The sequence below is a fragment of the Pseudomonas abieticivorans genome (assembly GCF_023509015.1).
Lineage (GTDB): Bacteria > Pseudomonadota > Gammaproteobacteria > Pseudomonadales > Pseudomonadaceae > Aquipseudomonas > Aquipseudomonas abieticivorans.
Genome location: NZ_CP094975.1, coordinates 3,041,301 through 3,055,320, shown reverse-complemented (window position 1 = coordinate 3,055,320; position 14,020 = coordinate 3,041,301). Strand labels below are relative to the sequence as shown.

The 14,020-nt window shown below is 60.0% G+C and carries 15 protein-coding genes; 12 read left to right on the top strand and 3 right to left on the bottom strand.

The genetic code is table 11. The annotated features are described in order from the left end of the window. Positions 1 to 48: 48 nt before the first annotated feature. A complete protein-coding gene (locus L9B60_RS13875; RefSeq protein WP_249679374.1) occupies positions 49 to 840 on the top strand; it encodes a hypothetical protein in 792 nt (263 codons plus the stop codon). 81 nt (positions 841 to 921) lie between these two features. Next, positions 922 to 1,338 carry a DUF3010 family protein gene (locus L9B60_RS13870; RefSeq protein ID WP_249679373.1) on the top strand — a complete coding sequence of 139 codons (417 nt, stop codon included), beginning with the start codon at positions 922 to 924 and terminating at the stop codon, positions 1,336 to 1,338. On the opposite strand, the gene L9B60_RS13865 is transcribed toward L9B60_RS13870, so the two are convergent. Beyond that, the gene (locus L9B60_RS13865) at positions 1,335 to 2,273 is read right to left on the bottom strand and encodes a GlxA family transcriptional regulator (RefSeq protein ID WP_249679372.1); all 939 of its coding nucleotides are present in this window, start codon (positions 2,271 to 2,273) and stop codon (positions 1,335 to 1,337) included. The genes L9B60_RS13870 and L9B60_RS13865 overlap by 4 nt on opposite strands. Positions 2,274 to 2,439: 166 nt before the next feature. Between L9B60_RS13865 and L9B60_RS13860 the strand changes: the two genes are divergently transcribed. The 9 genes from L9B60_RS13860 to L9B60_RS13820 all read left to right on the top strand — a co-directional run bounded on the left by L9B60_RS13860 (position 2,440) and on the right by L9B60_RS13820 (position 9,716). Next, complete coding sequence (locus L9B60_RS13860; protein ID WP_249679371.1) at positions 2,440 to 3,384, top strand: choline ABC transporter substrate-binding protein; 945 nt, start codon at positions 2,440 to 2,442, stop codon at positions 3,382 to 3,384. A 147-nt stretch (positions 3,385 to 3,531) separates the two neighbouring features. Next, positions 3,532 to 4,416 (top strand): 3-dehydrocarnitine:acetyl-CoA trimethylamine transferase CdhC, encoded by an 885-nt coding sequence (gene cdhC, locus L9B60_RS13855; RefSeq protein WP_249679370.1) that lies wholly within the window; start codon positions 3,532 to 3,534, stop codon positions 4,414 to 4,416. A gap of 15 nt (positions 4,417 to 4,431) precedes the next feature. Further along, positions 4,432 to 5,397: an L-carnitine dehydrogenase gene (locus L9B60_RS13850; RefSeq protein ID WP_249679369.1), complete on the top strand. Its 966-nt coding sequence runs from the start codon at positions 4,432 to 4,434 to the stop codon at positions 5,395 to 5,397. Next, positions 5,394 to 5,846, top strand: coding sequence for a thioesterase family protein (locus L9B60_RS13845; RefSeq protein WP_249679368.1), 453 nt, complete (start codon positions 5,394 to 5,396; stop codon positions 5,844 to 5,846). The genes L9B60_RS13850 and L9B60_RS13845 overlap by 4 nt, the downstream gene beginning before the upstream one ends. Positions 5,847 to 5,961: 115 nt before the next feature. Further along, entirely contained in the window at positions 5,962 to 6,678 is a 717-nt protein-coding gene (locus L9B60_RS13840; protein WP_249679367.1) for a hypothetical protein, read from the top strand. Between the two features lie 263 nt (positions 6,679 to 6,941). Then, complete coding sequence (locus L9B60_RS13835) at positions 6,942 to 7,205, top strand: hypothetical protein (RefSeq protein ID WP_249679366.1); 264 nt, start codon at positions 6,942 to 6,944, stop codon at positions 7,203 to 7,205. Between the two features lie 122 nt (positions 7,206 to 7,327). Continuing rightward, positions 7,328 to 8,065 (top strand): hypothetical protein, encoded by a 738-nt coding sequence (locus L9B60_RS13830; RefSeq protein ID WP_249679365.1) that lies wholly within the window; start codon positions 7,328 to 7,330, stop codon positions 8,063 to 8,065. 6 nt (positions 8,066 to 8,071) lie between these two features. Then, positions 8,072 to 8,986: a hypothetical protein gene (locus tag L9B60_RS13825; protein WP_249679364.1), complete on the top strand. Its 915-nt coding sequence runs from the start codon at positions 8,072 to 8,074 to the stop codon at positions 8,984 to 8,986. Between the two features lie 58 nt (positions 8,987 to 9,044). Next, positions 9,045 to 9,716 carry a hypothetical protein gene (locus tag L9B60_RS13820; RefSeq protein WP_249679363.1) on the top strand — a complete coding sequence of 224 codons (672 nt, stop codon included), beginning with the start codon at positions 9,045 to 9,047 and terminating at the stop codon, positions 9,714 to 9,716. Here the strand turns inward: L9B60_RS13820 and gbdR are convergent. Next, complete coding sequence (gene gbdR, locus L9B60_RS13815) at positions 9,706 to 10,809, bottom strand: choline metabolism transcriptional regulator GbdR (protein WP_249679362.1); 1,104 nt, start codon at positions 10,807 to 10,809, stop codon at positions 9,706 to 9,708. The genes L9B60_RS13820 and gbdR overlap by 11 nt on opposite strands. A gap of 396 nt (positions 10,810 to 11,205) precedes the next feature. Continuing rightward, on the bottom strand, positions 11,206 to 12,582 hold the full coding sequence (locus L9B60_RS13810; RefSeq protein WP_249679361.1) for an L-serine ammonia-lyase: 1,377 nt from the start codon (positions 12,580 to 12,582) through the stop codon (positions 11,206 to 11,208). 445 nt (positions 12,583 to 13,027) lie between these two features. Between L9B60_RS13810 and L9B60_RS13805 the strand changes: the two genes are divergently transcribed. Next, on the top strand, positions 13,028 to 13,975 hold the full coding sequence (locus L9B60_RS13805) for a choline ABC transporter substrate-binding protein (RefSeq protein ID WP_249679360.1): 948 nt from the start codon (positions 13,028 to 13,030) through the stop codon (positions 13,973 to 13,975). Positions 13,976 to 14,020: the final 45 nt, after the last annotated feature.

Here is a 14,020-nt window from a genome sequence, read left to right as displayed (position 1 = left end):
GCCCTTGAACAGGCATCTCTGTTCAAGGCTCACATCAAGGAAGATCAGATGAGTAATATAAAGATTGAAATAAATGTCGGCCCCGACGAGAGCAGTTGCTCGGTAAAGGGCTCTGGCAGCGGCATATCAACCGTTAGCTCCGGCGAAGCCATGGGTTTATCAAACGACCTGTTTGTCGGCGCCATTGGTGGCCAGAATGTCGACCAAGGGCCGAACATTATTCATTGGAACCACCCGCTGCATAAAGAAAAGAACTATCAGTTACCTTGCAAGCACATCAAGGTAATTGATTGCGCCATTGACTCTATTCGATACAGACCCACCATACTGAAGACCGCCACCTTCGATAACGTTGCAAGCAACACGGCGGCCACCTACGACACACGCTTAAAACAGGAAGTCACGCAAACCGTCGAGTCCAGCTGGAGCAGCAGCAGGACTCTGGAGCAGTCGCTTTCGGTTTCGTATGAGATTGGCTTTGGGTTATCAGCAGAGGCCAGCCTTTCATATAGCAAGTCCTGGGAAGAGAGCCATACTAAATCAAGAGCCATCGCACTGGCCTCGGAAGCCGGCGTATCGGTAACGATTAACCCGGGCGACAAGAAAGTTGCATCACTCAGCGCCTATCAAGGAACACTAATTCTCAAGGTCAGGTACCTCACCACCTACATGGGGACGGTGATCGGTGAATATAATCGGCCTAATCAGTTTCTCAAGTTCAGCCCCTTCGACATCAGTTGGTTATATATGTTCGATGACGAAGACGATGCAATCATCACTACCGAAACCATCGAAGTCGGCTTTTACTCCAGAGTCCACGTGACCCTCAGCGACGCCTGAGGCCTTGAACTGGAACACGGTCTATGGCCTGATTCAGGCATAGACCGGCCGTTCCGGCCGGTACGTCTTTCAAGGCCTACCATGCATATCTGCGGTATCGAAATCAAAGCCAGCGAAGCCATCTTCGCCCTCGCCAGCCGTAATGGCAGCGACCTGGCGCACCAGCCCATTACCTTGAAAAAGCTAGCCTTGGAAGATGATGACGAAGCCTCCAACGTCAAGGCATTCGCCGCGCAGTTGGCGGCCTTCGTCAAGGCGCACGCCGTCACCCACATCGCCATCAAAAAGCGCAGCAAAAAAGGCGAGTTTGCCGGTGGCCCCACCACCTTCAAGATCGAAGGCATTTTCCAGCTCCTGGAAGGCTGCGAGGTAACGTTGCTGTCACCACAAACCATCAACGCACAAAACAAAAAGCACGACTTCGCGCTGCACGCCACGCTGAACAAATATCAGCATGAAGCCTACAAGACAGCATGCGCGGCGTTGATGAAAACTTAACTGAGCAGCCGGTCTTCTCGCGGGCACCGGGTAAACCGTGCTCTGTAGCTGCGGGTGAAATACGACGCGGACTCAAACCCGCAGGCAATACTGACCTCCAACACGCTCAGGTCAGTCTGGCGCAGTAATTGCCGGCCCTTTTCCAGGCGCAAACGCAAGTAAAAGGCACTGGGCGTGTCATTCAGGTAAAGCTTGAATAACCGCTCCAATTGCCGCCGGGTAACGCTGATCGACTCGGCCAGCGCCAGCGTGCTCAGCGGCGGCTCGGTGTGTTGCTCCATCTCGCCGATCACCTGCACCAACTTCTTGTTGCTGATGCCATAGCGCGACGCGATCTGCATGCGCTGGTGGTCTTTGCGCGGGCGGATGCGCCCCACCACGAACTGCTCCGATATCTGGATTGCCAGCTCACTGCCATGGGCCTGGGCGATCAGGTCAAGCATCAGGTCGATGGACGCGGTGCCGCCAGCCGAGGTGATGCGCCGCCGGTCGATTTCGAACAGCTCCTGCGTGGCGTCCAACTGTGGGTAACGCTCCTTGAACGCCCCCAATGCTTCCCAGTGCAACGTCAGCCTATGCCCTTCGAGCAGGCCCGCCTGGGCAAGAATGAAGCTGCCGGTGTCGATGGCGCCCAGGGTCACGCCCTCGCTATCCAGCCGGCGCAACCAGTGCTGCAATGCGGGTGTAAATGCACCCAACGGCTCGAAGCCGGCAACGATCAACAAGGTGGCGCCCTGCTTGAGCGGCGCCAACGCGGTGTCGGCGTTCACCGACATGCCATTGCTGGCCAGTACCGGCCCACCATCGGTGCTCACCACGTGCCAGCGGTACAGCTCGCCACGAAAGCGGTTGGCGACCCGTAACGGTTCCACGGCCGAAATAAAGCCGATCGCGGAAAAGCCGGGCAGCAATAGAAAGTGGAAGTCCTGGGGCATGTGCCGCGCTCGCCAAATACACACACGTTAATAACGCGCAGGTCGCCGCTGTGCAAGTGCTGGTCGCCGCTGTGCGATTTTCTGGCGCGAATGCTCCGTAATCTGTGCCCACGGTGCGAAGACACCGGTCATCACAACAACCAGATCTGCCGCGAGAGGAGCCATCATGAAACGACTGATCAGCTGCTGTTTGCTGATGCTCACCACCAGCGCCCTGGTTCAGCCAGCCAGCGCCGCAGACCCAGCCAGTTGCAAGAGCGTACGCCTGGGCGTGGTCAACTGGACCGACGTGATCGCCACCAGCGCCATGACCCAAGTGTTGCTGGACGGCCTGGGCTACGAGACCAAGCAAACCAGCGCCTCGCAACAAATCATCTTCGCCGGCATCCGCGACCAGCGCCTGGATCTGTTCCTAGGCTACTGGAACCCCTTGATGACCCAGACCATTACCCCCTTCGTCGAGCAGAAACAGGTCAAGGTGCTCGCCGAACCCAGCCTCAAGGATGCCCGCGCCACCTTGGCCGTGCCCACCTACCTGGCCGACAAGGGCCTGAAAACCTTTGCCGACATCGCCAAATTCAAGAAGGAGCTGGGCGGCAAGATCTATGGCATCGAGCCAGGCTCGGGCGCCAATACCCAAATCAAGGAGATGATCGCCAAGAACCAGTTCGGCTTGGGCGACTTCCAGTTGGTGGAGTCCAGCGAAGCCGGCATGCTCTCGGCGGTCAGCCGCGCGGTTAAACGCAACGAGGCCATCGTGTTCTTTGGCTGGGCACCGCACCCGATGAACGTCAACCAAAAAATGACCTACCTCAGTGGCAGTGAAGACGCCCTGGGGCCGAACGAGGGCATGGCCACCGTATGGACGGTGACCGCACCGGACTACGCCAGCCGCTGCCCCAACGTGGACAAGCTGTTGACCAACCTCACGTTCAGCGCGGCCGACGAGAGCCGGATGATGCAACCGCTGCTGGACCACAAGGATGCCCTGGAATCGGCCAAGGCCTGGCTCAAGACCCACCCCGAAGACCAGAAGCGCTGGCTGAGCGGCGTGACGACCTTTGACGGCAAGCCGGCCGAGCAGAACCTGCAATTGACGGGTAATCCGTAGTCCCCTCACCCCAACCCTCTCCCCAAGGGAGAGGGAGCTGATTGCGGGTGTACTTACATTTTCGCCACTACATAAATCTGCCCCCCTCTCCCCCAGGGAGAGGGCTGGGGTGAGGGCAAAGCCTCGCCCACATTTCAAGGAGCCGCCATGAACCACGACGTCATTATCACCTGCGCCCTGACCGGCGCCGGCGACACCACCGGCAAAAGCCACCGGGTGCCAATCACGCCCAAGCAAATCGCCGAGGCTGCCGTCGAGGCCGCCAAGGCGGGTGCCACCGTGGTGCACTGCCATGTGCGCGACCCGCAAACCGGCAAATTCAGCCGCGACGTGGCGCTGTACCGCGAAGTGATGGAGCGCATTCGCGAAGCCGACATCGACATCATCGTCAACCTGACCGCCGGCATGGGCGGTGACCTGGAAATCGGTCCGGGAGAAACCCCCATGGCCTTCGGCCCCGGCACCGACCTGATCGGCCCGCTGGCACGCTTGGCGCACGTCGAGGCGCTGTTGCCAGAGATCTGCACCCTGGACTGCGGCACGCTGAATTTCGGTGACGGCGACAGCATTTACGTCTCCACCCCCGCCCAACTGCGTGCCGGTGCCAAGCGCATCAGCGAATTGGGCGTGAAAGCCGAGCTGGAGATCTTCGACACCGGCCACCTGTGGTTCGCCAAGCAAATGATCAAGGAAGGATTGCTGCATGACCCACTGTTTCAGCTGTGCCTGGGCATCCCCTGGGGCGCTCCGGCCGATACCACCAGCATGAAAGCCATGGTCGACAACCTGCCCACCGACGCGGTATGGGCAGGCTTTGGCATCGGCCGCATGCAAATGCCGATGGCCGCGCAGGCCGTGCTACTGGGTGGCAACGTGCGGGTGGGCCTGGAAGACAACCTGTGGCTGGAAAAAGGCGTGCTCGCCAGCAATGGCCAGTTGGTGGAGCGCGCTTGCGAGATCCTCACCCGCTTGGGCTCGCGCGTGCTAACGCCCGCCGAGGGCCGCGCAAAAATGAACCTGACCCGCCGCTGAAACCAAGGACCGCACATGACCTTCATCACCGAGATCAAAACCTTCGCCGCCTTGGGCAGCGGCGTCATCGGCAGCGGCTGGGTAGCCCGCGCCCTGGCCCATGGCCTGGACGTGATTGCCTGGGACCCGGCCCCCGGCGCTGAAGCAGCCTTGCGCAAGCGCGTTGCCAACGCTTGGCCAGCATTGCAACAACAAGGCCTGGCCCAGGGTGCTTCACCAGACCGCTTGCGGTTCGTCGACACCATCGAGGCCTGCGTGCGCGACGCCGACTTTATCCAGGAAAGCGCCCCGGAACGCCTGGACCTGAAGCTGGAACTGCACGGCAAGATCAGCGCCGCGGCCAAACCCAACGCGTTGATTGGCTCGAGTACCTCGGGGCTGTTGCCCAGCCAATTCTACGAAAATGCCACGCACCCGGAACGCTGCGTGGTCGGTCACCCGTTCAACCCGGTCTACCTGTTGCCCCTGGTGGAAGTGGTGGGCGGCAAACGCACCGCACCGCAAGCCATACAGGCAGCCATTAAGGTTTATGAATCCTTGGGCATGCGCCCCCTGCACGTGCGCAAGGAAGTGCCGGGGTTCATCGCCGACCGCCTGCTCGAAGCGCTCTGGCGCGAAGCCCTGCACCTGGTCAACGACGGTGTCGCCACCACAGGCGAAATCGACGATGCCATCCGCTTTGGCGCAGGCTTGCGCTGGTCGTTCATGGGAACCTTCCTGACCTATACCCTGGCCGGGGGCGATGCCGGCATGCGGCATTTCATGAACCAGTTCGGCCCGGCGTTGCAGTTACCGTGGACCTACCTGCCTGCGCCGGCGTTGACGGAGAAACTGATCGACGATGTGGTCGACGGCACCTCGGCGCAACTGGGCGAACGCAGCATCGGTGCCCTGGAGCGCTACCGCGACGATTGCTTGCTGGCGGTACTGGACGCGGTACGGGTGACCAAGGCCAAGCACGGCATGAGTTTCGACGAATGATCAGCTACCAGACCACCATCATCGAGGAGTGGGTCGACTACAACGGGCATTTGCGCGATGCGTTTTATCTGCTGATTTTCAGCTACGCCACGGACGCGTTCATGGAGCGTATAGGCGTAGACCCGGCGCGTGACAATCACTCGCTGTTCACCTTGGAGTGTCACCTTAACTTTCTGCATGAGGTCAAACGCGGCGAAGCCGTGCAGGTGCACACTCAAGTGATCGGCCATGACAGCAAGCGTGTGCATCTGTATCACAGCCTGCACGTGAACGACGCTCAAGAGCCGGTGGCAGCCAGCGAGCAGATGTTGCTGCATGTGAGCCTGGAAGGCCCCAAGTCAACGCACTTGCGCGAGCAGAACCTGGAGCACCTGAAAGCCATCGTGATGTCCCAGGCCGGCATGCCCGCCCCCTGCCATGTCGGACGGGTCATCGCACTTCCTGCCTGATGGGCTCGGGCAGATAGGAAGCGCTACCCGTTTCCTTTCGGCCCTTGCCCCAGCCTAACGTGGGCTTCGGGCGCCCATCATTGGCCGCCCCTCACTCAGGCAGGAGGCCTACCCCATGACCCCAGACGATCATCTTACACCGAGCCTGTCCACCGACACGCAGCCCCCCGTGCCAAGCTGGGTGCAGTACGTGCCCAGCGCGATTCACGACGCCGCCGGATTCATGCTGGACAACCACGTCATCGGCCTAGGCGAAGGTCTGTCGGACGAACTGCGCAACGACATGATGTACAGCTGCATGTATGCCGAAACCATTGCCAGCAACGCTACCGATATGCGCACCGACCCACAGTTCTGGCATGAATTTTATGTAGATGTGCTGCATCACGTGGGTTGGGAGGCAAAAGCGCCAGTGCTCGAAGAGTGGACACGGCACCTTCACTTCACGCCAGAACAAACCTTGTTGCAAGTCATTCAGGAAGCGGGTGGCCAGCGTATGGGCGTGGTGGCAATGCGAACGCTAGGCGCGTTGCAGAAAAATCATCCCGCCAGGCAATTGCTTAAACAAACCGGCATGGGCGAGCAAGGCGTCGCCTTCAAGTTGCTGCCCTGCATTCAAAGTACGGAAGGTAATGCCATCATGGTTTTGAGCTGCGTGAACGCAAGCAGTTGGCCCGCGCTGGTTTCATGGCTGGAGGATGATGAACCGGTGATTCAGATACAGGCTCAGCGCATGGAGCTGAACCCCAGGCACCATGATCACTACCGTGAAAAAGTCCAAAATGCTGTCCATCGCCGCTCGGACCAGTTTTTTGCCAACCTCACCCTCTGAGCCTTGGTTTCCCTGATCCCAAAAAAAGCCCCGATCATGCCGTAATCATGATCGGGGCTAATAACTGTGTATGTCATACATCCAGGGTGACCAAACCCTCGACGCTCAAAGACAACGCCAGTGTGCCCCGTCATCCTGTGGCGCAATTAGCCGAAAACGACACGCCCATAGCTAATGCTGCCATCGGCGCATTCAGCCCTTGCTCCCCGGATTGAGCACGGACAAAATCGACTCACGATCACGCCTCTGGAAGGATACGCGTCATGATGCATGCGGATTTGATTGATCAAGAAGACCTGCTCGGCCAACTGCGCGCGCTAGGCTTCGAAATGCCTGCTGGCGCCACCGCCGACCAGGCATGCGAGTGCGCAGTGAGGGGGCTGAGCGATGCCCGTGCCAAGGCGTTGCGTGGCCTGGTAGAGCAGATGCTGACCAGTAGCGCGACGATCCTGCCCGCAGTGCGCCAAGCCATCGACAAACAATTGTTGCCGGCTTTGGCCGTGTATCAACAGCAATCACGCGCTTGAAACCAACGCTGGCTTGACGCCAGTGGCTGGAAGCCATTCCGGTTTCTCGCCGCCAGTGCGCCTGTCTAGGATGGCCAAGGGCAAACCCTTAGCGTTTGCCCCAGCCAAGACAGGAGTCTCATATGTTTATCTACGACCCCAAGGATCTGGAGCGTCGGCTTCGAATCATCGACGACATAACGATCCCACCCCCAGTTGCAGCCTCCCGCGCAGCCGCCAGCACCCAGTCTTTCCCCAGCGCAACCCGGAATGACACCGCTCTGGTGCTCAACGCCAGCATTCTCGCGTTCAAACAAGGCATCAGTGACGAAAGTAATCTGGACGTTATCCAGGCCACCTACTTTGCCGAGCAGTCGGCCAGCCTGAAATACGACAGCCGCCGGGAGGCCAAGGCCTGGAACGCCGTGTTCGCCAACACCTTGGCAACCGTCGGCTGGCGATATGCAAAGGCTGCCAGCTACTTTTCTTCCCCCGCCTACCCCTACCAGAAACAACGCTTGTTGAACGTCATTTATGCCATCGGCGGAAAAACCTGTGCGCAACTGACCGAGCAAAGCATGGCGGCGTTACCCGCCAACCTCAGGGCCAAACAGCTATTCGAGCGCAATACCTATAACCCTGAGAGCACCCGCTTCAACCTGTTGGCGTGCCTTGGCAACGACCGCGGTGATTTGCAACAGGCATTCACTAGCGCCTCCACGCACGGCCCTACGCCCACGTCGCTGGACATGATCCAGTCGATCCGCTGCGAAGTCACCGCCATGACACTCCCAGCGGGGGCCTACGCCGAGTTTCGGGAGGTGGTGCGCAAGAAAATACAGGCCATCCGGGAGGATATGTTCGAGGCCATCAAACTGTAGTGGTGAATGAACCATGAAGCAGGGGGGCCCTTTCCGTCTCGCCGGCATGGCACTGACTTGCGACACTTCGTTGGCAATACCACAACACTCATTAAAAGGATTTTTATAATGTCAGACATCGATTATTCGACCTTGACCCTTTCCCAGCGCGATAACTTGTTCAGCGCCCTCGCACTGCCGGATGTCCCCTTCAGCGCTCCCGTGCTGTCGTCACGTAAACTTCCAGATGATGATTTCACGCCGGGCCCTGGCCAGGAGCATGGGTTCGTCGCCGGCAACACACTGGGCACCATCGAAGGCGAAATGTCTTTGGAAAACGAAAAGGACGTGAAGAACTTCTGTTGCTACGCGGAGAACGTTGCCAACCGCACCCACGACCCGGATACCGAGATCGAGGCTTGGTACAAAAAGTATTACCAAACCCTTTCCGCCTTTGGTTTCACCATGCAAAGCTTTGGTTTCGACCGCCTTGGCACCAGCGACACCCAGGTGAGCGTGGACGCCATAGCCCTGAAACTGCTGGGGGACGCAGCATTGGGCGCAGGCTCTGCTGGCAAGGTATTGCTTGAAGCCATCCGCAATGGCTTGAACGGCATTGGCGATAACCAGAAAGCCCTGAGCCTGTTCGAAAAGCGCAGCAGCAACCGGGAAAGCGCCAACTTCCAGTTCCTGCCCAGCGGCGAAAAAGCCAATGGCACGGTGGTTGCCCTGTTGGCTTGCTCACACTTCAAGTCCAAGGAAAACCAAGGCCGGGTGCTGTTTGTGTCTTGGAACAAATCCAAGATTGATATTTTCGGCGCGGCACGTCGGGTCATCTACATCGCCAGCGAAACCAGCCCGGAGGTGCGGACCGAAGTCCGACGCTGGATCGCCAAGAATGCGATGAACCAGTTCGATGATTTCAAGCTGCCCGACGATTGATTAAACCTTTACCGTACCAGGCACTATCGGTGCCTGGTGCTTTGCCAGGAGGCACACGATGAACGTTAATCACTTTCAAAAAATACTGTGCTCGCGCAGCGCACTGCTGACCCAAGACTTAGCCACCAAACAGGTCACTACACTGTTGCAGGCCTGTGTGTTCGGCCAGATTCAAGCCGACCGGCTTTATCGGCAAGCACCGGCAAGCAACTGGCTGTCCCACCGGTTCAGCGCATTGGAAAAGCTCGGCTTTCGCACGGTGCGCAGGCGTCAGGATATCCTGGAGCTGGAATTGGACACTGCGCCGAGCCTGACCACGCTCATTCAAGACATGGCCCAGCGCTATCTACCGGACGAGGTGGTCGACGCACTCCAATGGCTGCTGGCCGCGGCGGCCACTACTGACAACGTTCCGCCGGCCATCGCCTGGCCCGCTGGCCTTGAGGATAATACGTTAATTGATCTACCTCATACCGACCCGGTGCTCCTGACGTTCTCCCTGACCGTGGCGACCAATGCAAACACCGCAACGGTGATTGCCCTCACCGTCCTGCCCGCCGCTTCGTCCCGGCAGACGCCACCGCCCCTGGTACTGAAGATCGCTCTGCGCGACTACAGCCTGGGCGATGAATTCTGGTCTCAGGCCAAACGGCTGAAAGCTACCGTGGGCGATTATGTCGCTCGGCACTCAGTCAGTTTGGGTACAGTCCAAGATGCCCCTATAGCCTGACGCTGGCAAAGGTGGACTCGTTGCGCGCCTGGCTCAGCGCCGACATCGGCCCGGACAACGGTGCCAGTACCAAAGCCTGCGGTATCGGCATCATCGCCACCTGCTGCGCGGTATTGGAACCGACGCGCTCGTCACGCGGCGGAATGCCGAAATATTCGCGGTAGCACTTGGAGAAGTGCGGCGTTGACACAAAGCCGCACACCGACGCCACTTCGATGATCGACATCGGCGTTTGCTTGAGCAACTGGCGGGCCCGGATCAGGCGCAACTTGAGGTAATAGCGCGACGGCGAACAGTGCAGGTATTTCTGGAACAGCCGCTCCAACTGCCGACGCGATACCGCCACGTAAACGGCAAGCTCATCCAGGTCGATCGGCTCTTCCAGATTGGCCTCCATCAACGCGACGATTTCCTGCAGCTTGGGCTGGTTAGTGCCCAGCATGTGCTTGAGCGGCACGCGTTGGTGGTCCTGCTCGTTGCGGATGCGCTCGTACACGAACATTTCCGAGATGGCCGCCGACAGTTCACGGCCGTGGTCGCGGCTGATCAGGTGCAGCATCATGTCCAGCGGCGCGGTGCCACCGGAACTGGTAAAACGGTTGCGGTCCAGGGTGAACAGGCGGGTACTCATGGCAACCCGCGGGAAGGCTTCCTGCATGGAGGCCAGGCACTCCCAGTGCACGCTGCAATCAAAGCCGTCGAGCAGGCCGGCACAGGCCAGCGCCCAACTGCCGGTGCACACCGCGCCCAGGCGTTTGCTCTGGCGCGCCTGGCTTTGCAGCCAGGTCACGTGTTCGCGGGTGACCGTGCGCTGAATGCCAATACCGCCGCACACGATGATGGTGTCCAAGGAAGGCGCCTTGTGCATCGCCGCGTCCGGGGTGATCTGCAGGCCATCGCTGGCCCAGACTTGCCCGCCATCCACGCTTAGGGTGGTCCAGCGATACAGTTCGCGGCCAGACAACTGGTTGGCCATGCGCAGTGGTTCGACCGCCGAGGCCAGGGAGATCAGCGTGAAGTTGTCCAGCAGCAAAAAGCCGATGGATTGAGGCGTGCGGGTCTGGGGTTGGGCCCCGGAGTTGAACGAAGTCATCGCGGTATCTCCTCACACAAAGCGGTTGATGGCCCCAGGCACGGGCTCTTGTTATTCCCCTAGTAAAGGGGTGGTGATTAAACACAACGCAAATGCCATGCCTAAAGTTGAATGGCCATTCAATAAAACCTGAAAACGACGTCGCTCTGCGGCCAATGGGTGGGCGCGCCAACGGTCATTGCGCGGGTGTAGGCGTTGGGGGGCGGGGGCTGTGAGCAGATCGGTAGCACTTGTGTGAAGCGCGCCGATAGACGGCTGAAAAGACTGTCACTCTAAGCACGGGTGACCGACGGTCAAACGCACTGCTGGCGTAAGACCGTCCTACAGGGCAATGGCGCCTGCAAACGCGCCAAAAGATCGCGTGGGTTCAGGCCTGTGTGCAAAAAGTGCGCAAGGTCAGCATTCCACCGCGCTGACCGCCAGGCCGCCGCGCGACGTCTCTTTGTATTTATCGTGCATGTCGGCACCGGTGTCGCGCATGGTGCGGATCACTCGGTCCAGAGAGATGAAGTGCTGGCCGTCGCCCCGCAAGGCCATTTGCGCGGCATTGATGGCCTTGACCGCCGCGATCGCATTGCGCTCGATGCACGGCACCTGCACCAGCCCGCCCACCGGATCGCAGGTCAGGCCCAGGTTATGCTCCAGGCCGATCTCCGCGGCATTGGCCATCTGCTCGGGGCTGGCCCCCAGGATTTCGGCCAGACCCGCCGCCGCCATGGCGCAGGCCGAACCCACCTCACCCTGGCAACCGACCTCAGCCCCGGAGATCGAAGCATTCTTCTTGCACAGGATGCCCACCGCCGCCGCTGCCAGCAGGTAGTCGACCACGTTGGCTTCGCTGACCTCGTCGCTGAATTTCATGTAGTAGTGCAGCACTGCCGGGATGATCCCGGCTGCGCCGTTGGTGGGCGCAGTGACCATGCGCCCGCCAGCGGCGTTCTCTTCGTTGACCGCCAGGGCGAACAGGTTCACCCACTCCATGGCGCTCAGGGTCGAGCCGATCACGTTGGGTTTGCCCAGCTCCTGCAAGCTGCGGTGCAGCTTGGCCGCGCGGCGCCGTACGTTCAGCCCACCAGGCAATATGCCTTCGTGCTTGAGGCCCTGCTCCACGCAGTCCTGCATGGCCCGCCACAGTTTCATCAGCCCGGCGCGGATCTCTTCTTCGCTGCGCCAGACCTTCTCGTTGGCCATCATTAACTCGGCCACGCGCAACTGGTGCCGCTCGCACAGCGCCAACAACTCTACGGCACTGTCGAAATCATAAGGCAGCACCGTGCGATCCATGTCCAGCACGCCACTGGCGGCCTGGGCCTCGTCCACCACGAAGCCGCCGCCCACCGAGTAGTAGGTGTCGCGATGCAGTTCGCCTGCCTCACCGAACGCGATCAGCGTCATGGCGTTGGGGTGGAACGGCAAGTTTTCGTCCAGCAGCACCATGTCGCGCTGCCAAATAAACGGGATGGGCAGGTGCCCAGCTAGCTGCAGGGTGTCGGTTTCACGCAAGGTGGCGATGTGCAGGCCGATGGTGGACGGGTCGATCGCGTCGGGCCATTCGCCCATCAAGCCCATGATCACTGCGTTGTCGCTGCCGTGGCCGATGCCGGTGGCCGATAACGAGCCGTACAGGCGCACTTCAACCCGTTGCACCTTGGCAAGCTCGTCGCGCCCACGCAGGCCCTGGACGAACAGCGCCGCGGCGCGCATGGGGCCCACGGTGTGGGAGCTGGAGGGCCCAATGCCGATCTTGAACAGGTCAAACACACTGATTGCCATTGCCGCAAACCTCCTGATTAAGCATGCCCCGGACGCCCGCAGCGCCCGTTGACGGAGCTGCTACGCTGAAGCTGCAATCCGCCGGGATGCCCGCATCATCAGGCTTTTGGCGCAGCGCCTGACGTCTGCAACCGACTTACCCATGCCCACTAACGTCGCCCATGACGCCCGGCCGTTTTCAGCGTGGCAAACGGCCAAAAGTGCGGTTCACAGGGGTGGGGAAATCTGTAAACGACGTCACCGGCACTGGATACGACTCCCTGTGTACTGGTTACGACGCCCCCTGTAGGCGTCTGATTTTCACTGGTCCATGATCAGTCTCGACTCGATTGCACGGCACCCGGTCTGCACTGTCGTTTGCGCAGCACCGTCCGCCACCCAACGCGACCAGAAAGCGGGGCGATCCGCATGGATTGTCCACGAGAATTAACCCAGGAGCCCACCCATGAAAGGTTCACCATCGTTGTTGCTGGCCGCCGTCCTGAGTCTGCCAATGCTGGCTCAGGCTGCCGAGCCCGCCCAATGCAGCACCGTCAACTTCTCTGACGTCGGCTGGACGGACATCACCGTTACCACCGCCGTCACCAGCGCCGTGTTGCAGTCGCTCGGCTACAAGACCAACACCACCATGATCTCCGTGCCCGTGACCTACAAGTCGCTGGCCGACGGCAAGAACATGGACGTGTTCCTCGGCAACTGGATGCCAACCATGGAAAACGACATCAAGGCCTACCGGGATGCCGGCACCGTGGAAACCGTGCGTGCCAACCTGGAAAACGCCAAATACACCCTGGCCGTGCCCCAGGCGCTTTACGACAAGGGCCTGCATGACTTCGGGGACATCGTCAAATTCAAGAAGGAGCTGGACGGCAAGATCTACGGCATCGAGCCTGGCAACGACGGCAACCGCCTGATCCAGAGCATGATCGACAAGAACGCCTTCGGCCTCAAAGACGCAGGCTTCAAGGTGGTGGAGTCCAGCGAAGCCGGCATGCTCAGCCAAGTGGACCGCGCCAACCGCCGCGGCACCGACGTGGTGTTCCTGGGCTGGGAACCGCACCCGATGAACACCCGCTTCAAAATCAAATACCTCACCGGTGGCGATGATTACTTCGGCCCCAACTTCGGCCAAGCCACCATCTACACCAACACCCGCAAGGGCTACACCCAGGAATGCAGCAACGTTGGCCAACTGCTGAAAAACCTGTCGTTCACCTTGCCGATGGAAAGCTCGCTGATGGGCAACGTGCTCGACGACAAGATGAAGCCTGACGTGGCCGCCAAGGCCTGGCTCAAGAAAAACCCGCAGGTGCTCGACACCTGGTTGGCCGGTGTGACCACCGTCGACGGTAAACCAGGCCTGGAGGCCGCCAAAGCCAAGCTCGCGCAATAACCGCAGTATCCCGGCGGGCACACCCTGCCGGGATCCGTCCTTTTA

Excerpts from the sequence above, each read along its gene's own strand:
- L9B60_RS13875 (WP_249679374.1), top strand. The coding sequence starts at position 49 with ATGAGTAATATAAAGATTGAAATAAATGTCGGCCCCGACGAGAGCAGT.
- L9B60_RS13870 (WP_249679373.1), top strand. The coding sequence starts at position 922 with ATGCATATCTGCGGTATCGAAATCAAAGCCAGCGAAGCCATCTTCGCC.
- L9B60_RS13865 (WP_249679372.1), bottom strand. The coding sequence starts at position 2,273 with ATGCCCCAGGACTTCCACTTTCTATTGCTGCCCGGCTTTTCCGCGATC.
- L9B60_RS13860 (WP_249679371.1), top strand. The coding sequence starts at position 2,440 with ATGAAACGACTGATCAGCTGCTGTTTGCTGATGCTCACCACCAGCGCC.
- cdhC (WP_249679370.1), top strand. The coding sequence starts at position 3,532 with ATGAACCACGACGTCATTATCACCTGCGCCCTGACCGGCGCCGGCGAC.
- L9B60_RS13850 (WP_249679369.1), top strand. The coding sequence starts at position 4,432 with ATGACCTTCATCACCGAGATCAAAACCTTCGCCGCCTTGGGCAGCGGC.
- L9B60_RS13845 (WP_249679368.1), top strand. The coding sequence starts at position 5,394 with ATGATCAGCTACCAGACCACCATCATCGAGGAGTGGGTCGACTACAAC.
- L9B60_RS13840 (WP_249679367.1), top strand. The coding sequence starts at position 5,962 with ATGACCCCAGACGATCATCTTACACCGAGCCTGTCCACCGACACGCAG.
- L9B60_RS13835 (WP_249679366.1), top strand. The coding sequence starts at position 6,942 with ATGATGCATGCGGATTTGATTGATCAAGAAGACCTGCTCGGCCAACTG.
- L9B60_RS13830 (WP_249679365.1), top strand. The coding sequence starts at position 7,328 with ATGTTTATCTACGACCCCAAGGATCTGGAGCGTCGGCTTCGAATCATC.
- L9B60_RS13825 (WP_249679364.1), top strand. The coding sequence starts at position 8,072 with ATGAACCATGAAGCAGGGGGGCCCTTTCCGTCTCGCCGGCATGGCACT.
- L9B60_RS13820 (WP_249679363.1), top strand. The coding sequence starts at position 9,045 with ATGAACGTTAATCACTTTCAAAAAATACTGTGCTCGCGCAGCGCACTG.
- gbdR (WP_249679362.1), bottom strand. The coding sequence starts at position 10,809 with ATGACTTCGTTCAACTCCGGGGCCCAACCCCAGACCCGCACGCCTCAA.
- L9B60_RS13810 (WP_249679361.1), bottom strand. The coding sequence starts at position 12,582 with ATGGCAATCAGTGTGTTTGACCTGTTCAAGATCGGCATTGGGCCCTCC.
- L9B60_RS13805 (WP_249679360.1), top strand. The coding sequence starts at position 13,028 with ATGAAAGGTTCACCATCGTTGTTGCTGGCCGCCGTCCTGAGTCTGCCA.